Raw genomic sequence first — 16,708 nt, forward strand, 5'->3', positions numbered from 1 at the left:
ACTCTTTCTTTTGTTTTCGGAAATTAAAAGTCCTATAATTTATATTATGTTAAATTGTAATTATTATTGTAAACTGAAATTTTCACTAAAACAATGTTTCAGCATCTTTATATTGATAATTGATATCGTACTTTTTATCCACAACAGTCATTAAATTTGCTATATCCTCAAAACTATTTGTACTTTTACTGTTCTAATTTTTTATAATGTCAATTTTTTCAGAAAACATCAGGCTTTTGCGAGGTAAATTAGGAAAAACCCAACGCGAATTGTCCGAACAAATACAGATCACTTCTTCGCGATACAGCTCTTATGAAAACGGAAAATCTAAACCTCCTGTAGATGTATTGATCAGAATTTCCAAAATATTTCATGTAAGTATTGATCTTTTATTATCAATTGATTTAAAGAAACATTCTTTGGAAGATATGCTGAAGCTTCCGGATAACAGAATTGTACTTCCGGTTGTTATAGATCAAAATGGAAATGAAAGTATCGAAATAGTTTCTCAGAAAGCTTCTATGGGCTATTTAACAGGTTATAGCGATCCCGATTATATTGAGAGCCTTCAGAGAATTTCTTTACCTTTTCTGAAAAACGGAAAATTCCGTGCGTTTCCTGCGGATGGAGATTCTATGCCACCGTTTAAAGATGGATCATTTATTATCGGAAAATATATGGAAGGAATTAATGATTTGAAATCTGGAAATACCTATGTTTTTATTACTTTAAATGATGGTATTACGTACAAACGTCTAAAAGCTAAAAATAAAAATTCTATCACGGTTTCTGCTGATAATACATTTTATGAACCTTACGATATTCCTTTTGGTGAAATTGTTGAAGTATGGCAATATGCAACAGGAATTTTTCCTGAAGATTTTTAATTGGTTTAAAAGAATTTCAAAATAAAAAATCCGAAGATGAAATTTGTCTTCGGATTTTTATATAATTTATTCGGGTTGTGCAATTCCAAGGAAAATAACAACACCGTCACCACCGGGATTATCTAATACGTCTACTAAAGCTGAAGGTTTCCAGTTGTTCATACACCAAAGATTTCCGGCTCCATCTATATTTGTTGATGTTAATCGCATAATTGGTTGATAACAATGCATTTGTACAGCTTCATGTCTTGATTGATTCAATTTTGGTTTTTGTTGCGTTCCATAAAGTGGATGTCCATTTGCTAAAGTAACCTCAGAACCGCCTGTAGGAACGGTCAAAAGCATTGCTGTTTCAGGTTTTGAAGGTTCACGAAGCATTGTAACTCCAAAAGATCCTTGCATATCAAGTGTTGGATTGTCTTTAAAATCTGTTTCATGACCGAAATTGGCGAGGAAAACTGTTTGCTTTTTATCAATTTTTACTCCCCACGGAGCATAAGTATTCACATCATAATATCCCTTAATCGCAGAAAGATCATGGCTTAGTACTGTTGCCTGATTACTGCTTACACCGACTACTACTACATCTCCTTCCCCATTAATTGTGACCTGTCTAAGCGATTCATATCCAGGTTGCCCGTTCGCACTTCCGGAATAATCACTAAACCAACTATTTTTTACCACTAATTGATTCTCTTCGATTGCAACTTTATAAACTGCAGAAAAAGCACAGTTCTCAGGAATATCTTTATCATAATTGCCAATACATGAAACGTAAGCATTTCCTTTATGATCAGGAATTACATCAAATATTTTAAGATAAGGAGTTTTCATAACAACCGGATCCGAATCTGCGGATTGTTTTACCGGAAATTCATTACAGATTAAGGTAAGTTCAGGAGTCGGACCTTTGGCAAAGTCTCCGTCCTCAGGTTTTAAATAAACTACAACTGCACTTGGCTCACTTTCAAAAGGATAAACTCCAGTTTTTGATGGTGCAAAAGGATCCTGACAACCGACAGAAGCCATCCAGAGATTTCCGTCATTATCATATTCCATCCCCTGAACACGCGAAAGTCCCAACGTAAAGCCATTGGATGAACTTACCGGTCTTCCATCCTTATAATAAAAACGTGATATACTCCCCTCTTGAGGATTGTTAAATTCCGGTCCCCACCCAAAATTTCCGAATGAAATATACTTTTTATCAGGACTTACTGCAGCTCCAAAAGCTACTCCCAATAAACCGCCACCTTGTACAGGTGAAAAATCTGCAGGAGTTGCATCATATTTATATACAGGACAATGCGTTCCGGAATCTGCAGAACCAGCACGAAAATTATTGGCGATCCACGCATTATCATCTGCGTCGAAAACTACGAAAGCTGAACCGCTTGGAATAAAATTTTTAGCTCCTGAAGTATTGCTTTTTAATGTTAAAGTCCAGTTGTTTGGTGCTTTTTTATCATCAGCTACATTTTTCATTGAAACCAAAGAATCTTTGTAGATTTCTTCCATTCCGACAAGCATTTGGTAAATATTTCCTGCATTTGTAAAAGGATCATATAAAATATTTCTTATTGCCTGAAGGAAATTCTGATTAGATTTATCCGATTCATGCCAAACGTAGTTTAAAAATTGTTCATAGAAAGGCTTTCTCGTATTACAAATAGGATTTGTCAAGCAATAATAATACAGATTACACAACGAATTGAACATAGGATAACTGTTTGTCTCAAAGCCATTTGGAGAAGTACTGATCATGTCTCCTATTCCACCTTCGGTTTTGTAAAGATTCTTTTTCATTCCGTACGCAATTTTCATATTACGTTCTGTACCTTTCATTTGTACTGTTCCGTCATTATCTACGGCAGTCATTCTGGTAAATGTATAAATTGATGCGATGGAAGATTCCGGAGTAACTTTTACAATGCTATTTTCATTAATATCTGGTAAATAAAGTGTTGCAAGTAAACTTAGCGGTTTATCCTGAACCGTATATTTAACATTATCAATTGTATATTCGTTGATCCAAACAGTTACTGAATAATATTCGGATTCATTTTCTTTAATTTCTGCGTTGAAACGATCTCCCTGAAAAGAAGTTTTGTGATTAACTTCACCCACAAAATTCTCAACGATCCCGAAGATCTGAAAACTACCTGAAGTGATTTTCATATTATTCACTTCAACACTGAACTGTACTTTTTTTGTTGACATAAATATTAGATGTTTTAGAATTTAAATAATGTTTAAACAGTTTTATTTAAAGACTTAATTTGGTTAATTATTTTAGTCAAATTTCGTAATAACGAATTGATTTTTATTAAGTAGAAATACGGACGAAGTAAAATTTTAAGAATAATTAATTTATGTGTAAAATAAAAAAAGCTCCCTTTATCAGGAAGCTAAAAAAACTTTTATAAGTTTATTTGAAAAGATTAAAAGCCATAAACTCCGCCGGAAACAGCAAGTTTTTCTCCTGTAATCCAAGCTGCATCATCAGAAGCAATAAATACTGCAACCTTCGCAATATCATCGGGTTGTCCTGTTCTGCCAAGTGGTGTTTTCGAAACAAATTGAGCTTCCGCTTCACTGCCAATAAAACCTGCAGCGGTAGAACCTTCTGTTTCAACAATTCCTGGGAGAATAGAATTAATTCTGATATTTCTGCCGCTGAATTCTTTAGATAAAGCAACTGTAATAGCATCTAAAGCCGTTTTTGTAGCTGAATAAACTGAACCTGTCGGAAGTGGTGAATTACTTGCGCCAGAGCTAATGTTGATAATGTTTCCACCTTTTTCGCCAAACAGTTTTATCGATTCCTGAATCGTAAGAATAGATCCTAAAACATTAATATTAAATTGATTATGAAAAGACTCTTCAGTAATGTTTTCAATTGGCAAATAATCATAAATTCCGGCATTATTTACCAAAACATCCAATCCCCCAAACTGATTTTTTGTCTCTTCCAATAATCTGATGACATCATCTTTTTTTGATACATCTCCCTGAACAGCAATTGCTGTTCCGCCGTTATCAGTGATTTCTTTTACAACTTTGTCGGCTCCTTCCTTGCTTGACGCGTAGTTTACGACAACTTTTGCACCTTCTGCAGCAAAATGTTTTGCAATTGCAGCTCCTATTCCTTTTGAAGCGCCTGTTATTAAGGCTACTTTATTTTCTAACTTGCTCATTTCTGATAATTATTTAAATTTTGTAATGCAAAGTTATATCATGGAAATTTATTTTAGTAACTTTGTAACTAAAAGTAACAGTAACCTTGGAGTAACAACGTAACAAGAAAGTAACTTATGGAATGTAAACCACGCATAGAAAAAGAGCATAAAAAAGAAATGATGGCGGTTCAGGACTCTATGGATGTATTGAGCGGGAAATGGAAAATATCGATCATTTCATCGATATGTTACTATAATAAACGTCGTTTTTCGGATATTTTGAGTGACATTGACGGGATTTCAAATAAAATGCTGAGCAAAGAATTAAAAGAACTCGAAATCAATAAACTTGTCAAAAGAACCGTTTTGGATACTCAACCTGTAACTGTGCAATACGAACTGACTGCACATGGTTTAACTCTTAAAACTCTTATCAATAATCTTGTGGAATGGGGAATTCAGCATAGAAAAGAAATTGTTGGAAATTAATTTAAATGATTTATGATATTATATTTTATTTTTTGAGCTGTATCAATTGCTTAAAACGTTGTTTAAGTTTATCTGTCTGATCAAGAATATTTTCTTCTTCCAATTTTACAGGATAACAACTATTAAAATAAGTACTTTTTTGTACTTCTGATCCTATAAGCGATTCGTTATAAAAAAATGCAGATATATTAATTTTTATAGCTCCACACGCACCCATTCTTGAGGAATTTGTTTTTGTTTCGGTAAAGTAAACTAAATTGTCATCTTTAAAATAGTAATCAGTCTGACTTGTATTTGACTCTAATATAGTACTTTCTGATTCTGATATTTTAACTAAAGTTCCGCTTGCTTCATAAAACTTTATAATGTGCTGATTAGAATCTTTATCATTAATTATTTTAAGATTGTTGTTTTTACTGATGTTTTCAATATAATATTTAATAGTATTTATTTCATCAGCAACATCAATTGTATGCTTCGGATCTGATTTTTTAGCTTCATCTTTCAACCTTATATATTTATAACTGCAGCCTTCATCACAAACAGACTGAAATTGAGAATTTGTTGGCAAAAGATATAAAACATCGTCAGATTTATTGTTAAAGAGAGCAAGATAATAATCGTGGTGATTATTCAGATTAATAACCAGCTTTTTTCCATAAGTTTCATAGTCTCCTACAAATTGATATTTTCCGATGGTGTTTAAACTGTCTTTTACTATATTATTATGTTCAAAAGTTAAAACTTCACCGTTTTTAATTTTTTGTGTATAATCATTCGCTCCGTCATTTCCTTGATATTCTATAAGTTGCCATTTCCCAAGAAAAGAAAATTGTTCGCTCTGAGCCATGATATTGACAGTAACCATTGTTAAGAAAACTACTATTAATTTCATAGTTGTGTTATCATTTTAATTTGTCCGTTAAAGTAAGATAATTTATTAAATAAGCTATTTTGTTGAATTCGGATTACTTTCCAAAATATTCCAAATATTATAAAATGCGTCATTGCCCTCTTTATCTGTAAAATTAGTATTGAAAATCATAATTCTGCCTATATTGGTTTTAGGATTAAAAAACATCATCGACATTACTCCGGGATCTCCGCCTGTATGACCAATGTAGCCTGTATAGCCGAAACCAATAAAGATTCCTACATTATAAGACTCACTATAAGGATTTTTGTTGTTTCTTTCAATGAAATTTGATGCAGAAAGTTGTGGTTTGAAATATTCTTTATAGCTTTCTTTAGAAAGGATTTTTCCTTTTCCGTTATAGCCTTTTATTAATTCTGTCAAATATTTGCTTAAATCATTAACAGATGTGATAAAACCACCATCAGGATAAGTTGCGCATTCATAAAAAGGAAGGACGGTTTCGGGATTTTCATAAAGTTTTGAATAATTGGAAAAATTTATCTCTTTAAATTTCCAACCTGAAGCATTCATATTTAATGGTTTTAAGATATATTCTTTCGTAAAATCATTAAACTTCTTTCCGGTAGCCTGCTCTACAATAAATGCAGCGAGTGTTGTTCCTACATTGGAGTATTCATAGATCTCTCCGGGTTTTTTATTGGTAAAGCTGTTTTTATTCCACTTCCCGTTTTCCGCTAAGGTGTTTTCAAGAAAAACCTGCATTGAAAGTAGAGAATCTGAAGGATTAAAAATCTGTTCATCATCAAAATTTAGTTTTGCACCATGTAAGTTTTGATCAGCTTTAAGAAAATAATTTTTAGATAAATAATATTCGTTGTCAGAAATCGAAGAAGTATGCGTTGCTAATTGCCTGATTGTTATTTTTTCATTTGGAAAATCCGGATTGGCAATAATTGTAAAGGGTAAATATTTTTCAACAGGATCATCCAAATTTAATTTTCCTAATTCCTGAGCTTTTAAAAGAGCAATTCCGACAAAAGTTTTAGATATAGAAGCAATATTCTGAATCGTGTTTTCTGAATATTTTTTCTGAGATTCTACATCGGAGAATCCAAATCCTTTTTGATATAAAGTTCCATTTTCATCAACAACAGAAACTGCAAATCCATTAAATTTTTTCTGTGCGTAAATTTTATTGATTTCCTTAGTAATATTATTTGAGTCCAAGCTTATTTTCTTTCTAGAAGTACAAAATATGGATAAACTGGAAATGAGTATTAATAATGGTGTTTTTTTCATGTAGAGTTTATTATATGACAGCTAATGAGATGCTTTTATTACATATAGGATTTTAGTGATAATTATTTTGTATTAAAAAATGCAGCCTTCATTTAAACAAAAAAGAAGACTGCATTATCACTAACTCTATAATATTCTATTATTATTCTCTATTTTTCACCAGAATCCATCCGTTATATTGTATTTGAGTGCTGTTTTTATCATTTTCATTCCATGAGATGGTGTACCAATATGTGTCGGTATTAATTTTTTTTCCAAAAGCTGTTCCATCCCATTTATAATTTCTTATTTTATCTGCTTCGTACAGCTTATTTCCATATCTGTTATAAATTGTAAATATCAAATTCTTTTTATTTGCTAAAGCAGAATAGTCGATGTAATCATTAATATTATCTCCGTTCGGTGTAATCGCATTGATAAGATTCGGAACTGTTATTGTTACTTCTACGGGTTCGCAGTTATAAAAGTCCTTTACATATATTTTTACATCACCTCTTGGAACATTATTAAAAACATTGCTGCTTTGCCAATTAATATTATTTAATGAATATTGATAAGGTAGTGTTCCTCCGATTACATATATTGTAATAGTGTTATTGTCTATTTTAATATTCTTAATAACGGGATATTCTGCTGCATATATTTTAACATTCTTTTCAGTCTGGCATTCTCTGATTTTTAATTTTACCCAATAAGTTCCGGGACCCACATTAATAATAGGAGTTGTCTCTCCTGTACTCCATAGATATTCATCGAAGCCTGATCCTGCGTTTAGTGTGGTTTTATCATTCATGCAAATTATCTTGCTTTCAAGATTAGGGGAGCTTTGTGGACGCAAAACTATTAATATGATTTTAGTAATGGCATAGCACCCGTTCCCATTTTTAACCCTTACGTACACTTCTCCATTTGAAGAAAGATATTGAGAAGGATTTATGATTTCATTGATGCCCATTGCGGCATCGTTATAAGAGTGATAATATTTTTTTATTAAGTTGGTTTGAGTACTTATTGTTGCGGATGTAAGATCAAACGTAGCTGTTGTCATATTAGGATCAATAGTACATTTTTCGATTTTAGCTTCATTAAGTGGTATAGGCGGATAAAATAAGAGATCGATTTTTGCATGATCTGTACATCCATCTGCAGTAGTTATTTTTACAAATACAGTTGTTTGAGATGAAATATATGCTGTTGGATTGATGATCTCATTCGTATTAGCATTAAGATCTGCGAGTGTAGGATAATATTTTTTTACAATATTTGGGGTTGTACTTACATTGGCAGTCGTTAAATCAAAAATGGCTGAATTAGAATTATAGTTATTGCATGCATAAATTGAGGTATTGTTTATAGAAATCTTGTTAATAAATTTGAAAGTGCCTATCTCTCTGCAACTATTTATAAGATTATCAGGATCTAAAGGATCTTGGTAATGTATCGAATAATAATAAATAATTGTAGGGTCTATCACATAAGTACCCGAAATAGGATTATTTCCAGTCAGTGCATCATTGGGATTATTATGATAAGTAACAGTAAAATTTAGATTTCCATTAATAATTCCTGATGTGAGAGTGTCAAAATCAAAAGTTATAGGAGGAGCATTGCATATTAAGATCTCATTTGGTGAAGAAGGACTTAAAGAAGGTTGACCTGGTGGAATGAAAGGATGGGTAGCTAAATTTGGATCATTAAAAGGAGAAGCTAAAATAGCTGTTCCGCCCCAAGTCATTGAAAATCCATTCAGGTTTGAATTATAATTATCAATAATTAATAAGTATGTTTCACCCGGCAAAACATCCAGGTATCTTACAAAGCCATTTCCTGAAGCCCCTTCGGATAAATCTGTTGAAGTCATATCCAATCCTGTAGGATTTCCACCTCCTGCAAAAGAACATCTTATGGGATCTTCTGAAACCGGACATGATGATCCTTTATACACCGCAAAATCATAATCGGTAGAAACATTTGGATTAATTAGAAATGTTAAAGTCCCGGCTGAAGCAACCGAAAATCTATACCAAACTGAATAATGCTCACTAAACAGGCAGCCTCCAAGGTGCTCATTATCATTCCCGTGTCCTGATGGTGTATATGATATGGGTGAATTTCCACAGATTGTAATAGCCGATGAACAATCGGACTGCGAATAATACATCTGTGCAAATAATATGAATAGGATTAGAATTTTTTTCATGTTAATTTTTTTGAAAATTTGAGTTTATAACTGTTTGGTTAATAGTTAAATTTTATTCTTTTTTATGAAAGAATTTTCCTTACATGGATATAAATTATACTACCGGAAATGTTTCCCAACACCTATATTCTCCATTATGATTTACTGCAATCTTGCAAAGGATTTTGGTGAATTTTTCAACATTCTGCTTGTCCAGAGTTTCCATACTGCCAATTTTAAAACCAATGAGTTCCGGCATTCCCTGTATGACAAAATTTTCTATAATGATGTAATCTATTTCTTTTCGAATCTGCTCTTTGAATTTTTCAACATTTATATTTCTCTTAAAGTGAAAATAATGAACAACTTCTCTGGGGATTTCGGGATCATTGTTAAACTTATTAAGTTTCATTAAATATCTTACACTGAATAATTTCATTATCTGGATCTGTTGGTTTAGATTGATCCCGTTTTGTTGTGTACTAAAAACAGAATCTTTATCTCTAGCAATCCAAAAGCTTAATATTTGTTTTAAAAATTTAATCATAATTAGTTTTTATACAAGTAAAAAATGCAGCCTTCAGTTCTCATATTTATTTTCTCTCATTTGAAAAAAGAAGACTGCATACCACTAACCCTATAATATTCTATTATTATTCTCTGTTTTTCACCAATATCCAGCCTGAATATTTTACAGGCGTGTTGTGCTTATCATTTTCATTCCATGTTATGGAGTACCAGTAGGTTGCAGTAGGTAATTTTTTACCACTTGCAGATCCGTCCCATTTGTAACCAGTGAATTTGTCAGCCTGAAAAACTTTTGTTCCGTATCTGTCAAAAATGCTTAAAACCAAACCTTTTTTACCAGATAATGCAGAATAATCAATTACATCATTTATTCCGTCTCCGTTTGGCGTAATTACATTAATTAAGTTAGGTACTACAATTGTGATGGTAATAGGATCACAGTCATAAGAGTCTTTTACATAGATGGTATTGTCACCTCTTGGTACATTGGTAAATACATTAGAGTCCTGCCAATTAATATTATCCATTGAATATTTGTACGGTGGTGTTCCTCCTGTTGTATATATAGTAACTGTATTATTAGAAATATCAACATTTGAAATTACAGGCTGTACGGAAGGATAAATTTTTACATTTTGTTTAGTAATACACTCTCCTGTTTTTAATTTTACCCAATATGTTCCTACTCCTACATTATTAATTGTCTGGGTAGTTGCTCCTGTACTCCATTCGTATGCTGAAAATCCTGGACCTGCATCTAATGTTGTTTTGTCTTCCATACAGATAATTTTGTCTTCCAGAACAGTTGAGTAAACAGGAGGAAGTACAATAAGATTTACCTTTGCAACCATAAAGCAGCCATTGCTATTAATTACTTTTACATAGATTATCCCATTTGGAGCGATATATGACGCTGAATTGATAATTTCATTAGTTCCGTTTATAGCATCCGCTACAGATGGATAATATTTTTTAGTAAGCCCGGTCTGCGTTGCAGGAATGATCACAGTTGCTGTGGTAAGATTGAATGAAGCAGTTGACGGATTAGATTCTATAAAGCATGATCTTAATGTTGCTTCTGCAACAGTAGGAAGAGGATAGAAATTTAATGTGATTTTAGCTGTAGCAGAGCATCCCTGTAAATTTGTAACCTTCACAAATACAATATTTGGAGAAGAGGATACATAAGCTGCCGGATTTGTAATTTCATTGGTTCCTGCATTCAGATCAGCGAGTGTAGGATAATATTTTTTTATGGCTGTAGGATCTGGAAAAACCGCCGCAGAAGTAAGGTTAAAAGTTGCTACACCTGCATTATTATTGTTACATGAATACAGAGTGACATCATTTGCCGTGATATTCCCCTGTTTAAATTTGAAAGATCCTGTTTGCTTACATCTGCTTACTACACTATTTGGATTAGTAGGATCATTATAACTTATACTGTAATAGTACACCGTAGTTGTATTTACTGTAATAGGGATAGTAATAGGGTTACTTCCTGTAATAGCATCGTTGGAGCTCGTATGATATGATACTGTAAAATTCGGATTACCGTTAATAATTCCAGAAGATAATGTTGAAAAATCAAAAATAGTAGGACTGGTGCAAATATTTACTTCATTTGGTAAAGCAGGGTTTGCATTTGGAGTTCCCGGAGTAACAAATGGATAAGGTTGTATTGCGGTTGTAAAAGGAGATGTTAAAGTAGCCGTTCCTCCCCAACTGAGTACGAAGCCATTGTTATTGTGAGTAAAGTTATCGATTATCAGATAATATGTTTCTCCTGCAACAACATCCATATATTTGCAGAATCCACTTGAAGCTGCTCCTTGGGTAAGATCAGTAGAAGTCATATTCAATCCTGTTAAGCCTCCGTTTGAAGGTGCGGCAAAAGAGCATCTTAACGGAGAACCTAGACTCCCGCATGGTTTGTTGGGACCAAATACTGCCCAATCATAATCTGCAAAAGCATTCGGGGTGATTAAAAATGTAAGCGTACCACTGGTAGCTATAGTAAAGGTATACCATACTGAATAATGCTCGCTTGATAAACATCCCCCTCCAAGTGGATTTTCCTGAATACTTCCAAATCCGCTGGGTGTATAGGAAATATTAGAGTTTCCACAAACTGCAAGAGCAGAAACACAGTCTGATTGTGAAAAATATACTTGTGATAAGGATAAAAACAAAAATAGTAATAGTTTTTTCATTAGTAATTGCTTTATTTTTAGTTTATAAAATTTGTAAGATGAATATCTTGATTTAACATATTGGCAGTAAAATATTATAATAGTAATTTCTTTAAGAGTCTTATTGCTAAAAAAGATTTGAAGAAAAATGCAGCCTTCAGTTTCATATTTACTTTCCCTCGTTTAAAAAGAAAAAGAAGACTGCATCAAAAAAACAACTTATGAAAAGTTAGTTTGATCCTTGTGGATCATATGTCTATCCAAACATTATGATTTTAACGGCTCATTAAAACACATTTGTTTAATAAATTTATCTAAGTCGTTTCGCTCTGGTATAGCCTTGCGCTACTCCATCTATTTGTATCAGGTAAACAGAAAAGTCGTACCATTCTCCTGTAGGAAACACAATAAATCCATTATCCAGTTCGCCTTCATTATTGTTACTATAATAAAAGTTATTATCTCCATCAACATAATAACATATAGCATTAGGGGCAATAATTGTCTTAGTTCCGTTAACGTATGGGTTTACTGTACTTAGAGAAACAAGACTATATGTTATAGGACTGGCTGTTGTATTTACAAACCTTGGATTTTGACGCAAAAAATCAAGACGCATACCATTGATAACAAGAGCGTTAGATATATCACCACTTTCTTGCATCATAGCTTCAGATAATAATTTTCCTGAAGTGGTTGAGGTATTGTTTACTGCTTTTCCTGTCATATAAGTTTTCGTAGTTCCAGTAGTATTCCATGTAGCATCTGTTGCTGAATACATAAATACCCTTTCTTCACCGACAGCCCAATTGGAAGAGTTGGAAGCTCCGGTGCCTGTTGCCAGTCTCATCCAATTACTTCCATTCCAATAATAATATCCTGGAGATACATCATAAGGTTTGTTAGTGGTCGTTGCTGTATTGTAGACCAAGACTCCAGGGTTGGGAGAAGCAGTTGTTAAAGGACTTTTGTTATTTGTGGCAGATAAAGCAAGACGTGGCGGTAAAAACCCTTTATCAGAAGACCTAACATCAAGCTGTGCTGAGGGATCGGGAGAAGGATTGCTCATGCCCACTTGTCCGTTACTCATTACCGTCAACGCTTGCCCATTGGGTGTATCAAATTTAAATGCAAATGCTGAACTAGCTGTTCCGGGTGCAATAAATTGCAACCATCGCTGAATAGTACCCGAACCTTGTACACCAATTGCGGCTCTGTCCTGCGGATTTAAAGCTGAGTTGCTTATTCCTATTGCATGTCCATATGCAGAATTATCACCCACAACATCAAGAAAAAACTTTGGTGTTGATGTCCCAATACCCACTCTATTATTTACTGCATCTACATTCAGCGTGCTGCCATCTACATTAAAATGACTGGTGCCGGTAGTTGCCGTAGAATTGAAGTTCAATGTCTTATCTGCCATTGTAACCGTTCTGTTGTCCTGTAAAGTCCCATCAATTGTATATATATTATTTCCGGAACCTACGACGTTTGAACCGCCAACTCCTGTATTGATCTTCTGCCAAGCTATACCATCAAAATAGTAATAGCCGGGAGCGGTAATATTAACGGTTTTACCTGTCGGAAAAGAATCTGCAGTGGTAGCATAGATTATTGCTCCTATCTGGGCAGTGTCATACTGAGCATTTTTATTCCTGATCTGGTCACCTGTTAGTCTCGGGGCAATAAGCCCTTCCGGCTTACTTGCATCTGTGGTTTTTGCCGTAATGTCTAATGTAGCTTTTGGATCTGTATTGTTAATTCCCACTTGCGAGTAAGATAAGCTAGAACATAATACCAAAAGTGGCAGTGAAATTTTCATCATTTGTTTGTTGTTGTTCATATTCATTTGTGTCTGTTATAATAATTAGTTTCACATTAAGTGAAAAATGCAGCCTCCAGTTTTCGTATATCTTTTCTCATCATTTTAAAAAAGGAAAAAGAAGACTGCATTAAAAAACTTATGAAAAGATATTTTGAATTTTATAGATCGTTTATTATTTAAGTGGTGCATTTTTAACTGCCCATTCAAATACATTTCCATACAGTTTATCATTATTGCTTGAGATAGTCACACCTGATGTTATTACTCCATTATAAGATAAATCGACATCGGCAATGATCACATAATTGCCATTAAGAATCATTCTGGGTGTGTAAACAGACTCGTCAGTATCTATCATTAATACAGTACCTAAGCCATTGATTGCACCTCGGTTGGCTCCTGTACTGATTGTAAATCCGGCTCCGTTGAGGTTTCCAAATGATCCCACAAGAGGAGATATGGAACCACTACCCTGAAAACCTGTTGCTGATCCATAGTTGGTAGAAGAATAGCCTAAATTAGCTACCCATGCGTTATGGCTTGGATCATCTGCATGAAAAATAGCTACTCCTTTTTTAGCATCCAGCCAATTTTTAATAGCACTTAGTTCTGCTGCATTAAAATAACTATTATCTGGCCATCCTATCCACAAGATGTTGGTATTTTCCAATTGAGCTGCAAGCTCAATAGCATTTCCACTTTGAACATTATAATCGCTGAATGAAAACCCACCGACTGTAACTACTCCTGAAGGTCCGAAATTAGAAGTATTATTCAATTTACTTTTTAAGTTTGTATTACTTGACCCACTGGCAATATTGGTTCCCCAAGTATCAGGCGTTAAAGACAATACTTTCATGGTGTAGCTGGAAATATCGAAAATATTAATATTTACACTACAGCTGGTAGACCCTACGGTTACTGTAAATGTTGCAGGACTTGCTGTTGCCGTTGCGGTTCCCTGTGCATATAGTGTTATTGTCTGTGTTCCTGTATAATAAAATTCTCCCCCTCCTGCAAAATACACTCCATTTACTGAGTTGGTCATGAGATTCCATTTACCAGCTTTCGTTACATTTACACTTAACGTAATTTGTCCGGCTGCAGGTTTTCCTTTTACAAGAGATGCTCCTGTTACTTTCATGCTGGAACAATCCGTAAGCGTCATTATGGCTTGGTTGGTTGTACTAGCCGTTATACTCGCCCATTTGCTTCCATCCCAGTAATAATATCCTGGAGATACATCATAAGGAGTGTTAGAAGTTGTAGCTGTGTTATAAACTAAAATACCTGCCGTTGGTGTAGATGCTGGTAAAGGACTTTTATCATTAATTGCTGTAAGAGCTACGCGAGGTGGTAAAAAACCTTTATTAGAGGAAGTAACATCTAACTGTGCGGATGCATCAGGAGAAACAGTTCCTATTCCAATCGCTCCGTTGTCTTTAGCTACAAATTCTGTTCCCGCTACTCTTGCAGTAGAACCATCAGCCTGTGTTCCAAGTTTCACAATTGTGTTGGTAGCATCGTTTATCCATGCGTCATTAGTAGCATCGCCTGCTGAAGTACCTCCTCCCGAAATCTTCTGCCAAGCTATACCATCAAAATAATAATAGCCGGGAGCCGTAATATTAGCAGTTTTACCTGCAGGGGAAGAATCGGCAGCAGTTGCATAAATGATTGTACCTGTCTGAGGGATGTCATACTGAGTATTTTTACCTCTGATCTGGTCACCCGTTAGTCTCGGAGCGATAAGCCCTTCAGGCTTACTTGCATCTGTGGTTCTTGCTGTAATGTCTAATGTAGCTTTGGGATCTGTATTGTTGATTCCCACTTGCGAGTAAGATAAGCTAGAACATAATACCAAAAGTGGTAGTGAAATTTTCATCATTTGTTTGTTGTTGTTGTGCATTTGTGTTTATTATTAATATTTTTTTTAAATTCAATTGTGTTGTAGGCTTATTTTTTTTACTTTTTTAAAAGCAACCGTTACCAAACGGCAACAGTTGCAAACCATGAATTAATTATAATGCACTGATATTGAATCAGCTAATAAAATTTCTTTTCTATTGAGGATTTGTTATTATTTATTAAAACTGTAGAAATAATTTTTTATAATTACACTCGCACTAGTGTGGCCTCATCACTAGTATAAGTGTGCAGCCTCCACTCGTGCGAGTGGAGATGATACACCAGCACTATTGTACGGTAAGCTGTTTATCAAACTCCGCTGTACGGGGTTCTTTCAGCTGTGTTGCTCCTCCTGTATACTGTGTTACCAACTCTAAGGTATAGCTTCCGGCGGCTAATGCAGGAATCACGATAATAAGTTCAGAAGGATTGTTGGTAACAATATCATCAGCTTCTACCAATGTTCTTGCCTCTGTAGAAGTTTCAATAAAATAGATTCCGTTGGCAGGATCGTCTCCGAATATTTTGATCTTCGTTCCCGAGATCTTAAGGTTTTTTCCGGGAGTTATAATATCATTAACAGTACCACTCTTAACATCGGTAACCTGAAGAATAGCAGATGATGCATCAGCCACCCCTATAATATTCACTTCAATATTGGGAATTTCTGCCCTAAGCTTTTCACCCTGATTGAATCTGAATAATATGCTGTGCTTATCACTGTCAAAAGTTTCCATAGCACTATCAAATACTCCTCTTATCTGTGTACTTGCTGTAAAGTATCCTGTATTTATCGAATAGCCGTCACACAACTGGTAAGCCATCTCTTTAAGAAATAGTGAAGTCGCATGTTCCATGGCTGCAGCAGAAACATCAGCTCCACCACGATTGGCTGCAGATTCACAGATCTGTTTTACATTTAGAGAACGCTCGCTTACTGTGCGGGCAATAAAATCATTTGGGTTATCCTTGGTTAAAAGATTATCATATAGATAGGCTTTGATTTTGTGTAGTATTGGCATTTTAAATTTTTGCTTTGTGATAATTGCTTATACACATTCATTTTCAAATACATAAATGTGTATAAGCTGTGATTTTTAATATTTTATTTATTTGTAGTTAAATGTTTTAATGCAGGTCCGTCTCGTATCATTTGTTTATATTCTATGATTATAGTTTTATTTCCAGAAGCTCCATTTTAATCCATCAAATACCGCCATTGTTTTGCTCACTGTATCATAACATATGGTTCCCGCGATGGGACTTTTCATATTGGCAACAGGATCATTGACTTTAGGTAAAATCAACGCCTTATTGGCTGATTCCAAAATCAACACGCCTT

Annotated in this window: 12 protein-coding genes; 2 read left to right on the top strand and 10 right to left on the bottom strand. The window is 34.2% G+C overall.

The features are described 5' to 3' along the window. Window positions 1–206 precede the first annotated feature (206 nt). Window positions 207–887 (top strand): XRE family transcriptional regulator, encoded by a 681-nt coding sequence (locus ABD940_RS22130; protein WP_345208618.1) that lies wholly within the window; start codon window positions 207–209, stop codon window positions 885–887. A gap of 66 nt (window positions 888–953) precedes the next feature. On the opposite strand, the gene ABD940_RS22135 is transcribed toward ABD940_RS22130, so the two are convergent. After that, window positions 954–3,107 carry an NHL repeat-containing protein gene (locus tag ABD940_RS22135; protein WP_345208620.1) on the bottom strand — a complete coding sequence of 718 codons (2,154 nt, stop codon included), beginning with the start codon at window positions 3,105–3,107 and terminating at the stop codon, window positions 954–956. A 221-nt stretch (window positions 3,108–3,328) separates the two neighbouring features. Continuing rightward, the gene (locus tag ABD940_RS22140) at window positions 3,329–4,084 is read right to left on the bottom strand and encodes an SDR family NAD(P)-dependent oxidoreductase (protein WP_345208621.1); all 756 of its coding nucleotides are present in this window, start codon (window positions 4,082–4,084) and stop codon (window positions 3,329–3,331) included. 117 nt (window positions 4,085–4,201) lie between these two features. On the opposite strand from ABD940_RS22140, the gene ABD940_RS22145 reads away from it, so the two are divergent. Then, on the top strand, window positions 4,202–4,555 hold the full coding sequence (locus ABD940_RS22145; protein WP_345208622.1) for a winged helix-turn-helix transcriptional regulator: 354 nt from the start codon (window positions 4,202–4,204) through the stop codon (window positions 4,553–4,555). Window positions 4,556–4,580: 25 nt separating this feature from the next. On the opposite strand, the gene ABD940_RS22150 is transcribed toward ABD940_RS22145, so the two are convergent. From ABD940_RS22150 to ABD940_RS22185, 8 genes are all read right to left on the bottom strand, one after another. After that, entirely contained in the window at window positions 4,581–5,450 is an 870-nt protein-coding gene (locus ABD940_RS22150) for a hypothetical protein (RefSeq protein ID WP_345208624.1), read from the bottom strand. Window positions 5,451–5,504: 54 nt separating this feature from the next. After that, window positions 5,505–6,731 (bottom strand): serine hydrolase domain-containing protein, encoded by a 1,227-nt coding sequence (locus ABD940_RS22155; protein ID WP_345208626.1) that lies wholly within the window; start codon window positions 6,729–6,731, stop codon window positions 5,505–5,507. Between the two features lie 142 nt (window positions 6,732–6,873). Beyond that, complete coding sequence (locus ABD940_RS22160; protein WP_345208628.1) at window positions 6,874–8,931, bottom strand: T9SS type B sorting domain-containing protein; 2,058 nt, start codon at window positions 8,929–8,931, stop codon at window positions 6,874–6,876. Window positions 8,932–9,025: 94 nt separating this feature from the next. After that, window positions 9,026–9,457, bottom strand: coding sequence for a ribonuclease E inhibitor RraB (locus ABD940_RS22165; protein WP_345208630.1), 432 nt, complete (start codon window positions 9,455–9,457; stop codon window positions 9,026–9,028). A gap of 106 nt (window positions 9,458–9,563) precedes the next feature. Next, window positions 9,564–11,651, bottom strand: a complete 2,088-nt coding sequence (locus ABD940_RS22170; RefSeq protein WP_345208632.1) for a T9SS type B sorting domain-containing protein — start codon at window positions 11,649–11,651, stop codon at window positions 9,564–9,566. A 289-nt stretch (window positions 11,652–11,940) separates the two neighbouring features. Continuing rightward, window positions 11,941–13,458, bottom strand: coding sequence for a hypothetical protein (locus ABD940_RS22175; protein WP_345208634.1), 1,518 nt, complete (start codon window positions 13,456–13,458; stop codon window positions 11,941–11,943). 172 nt (window positions 13,459–13,630) lie between these two features. Continuing rightward, complete coding sequence (locus ABD940_RS22180; protein WP_345208636.1) at window positions 13,631–15,346, bottom strand: hypothetical protein; 1,716 nt, start codon at window positions 15,344–15,346, stop codon at window positions 13,631–13,633. 307 nt (window positions 15,347–15,653) lie between these two features. Then, window positions 15,654–16,388, bottom strand: a complete 735-nt coding sequence (locus tag ABD940_RS22185) for a DNA-binding domain-containing protein (protein ID WP_345208638.1) — start codon at window positions 16,386–16,388, stop codon at window positions 15,654–15,656. Between the last annotated feature and the right edge of the window lie 320 nt (window positions 16,389–16,708).

Origin of the sequence: Chryseobacterium ginsengisoli, assembly GCF_039542325.1 — a bacterium.
GTDB lineage: Bacteria > Bacteroidota > Bacteroidia > Flavobacteriales > Weeksellaceae > Chryseobacterium > Chryseobacterium ginsengisoli.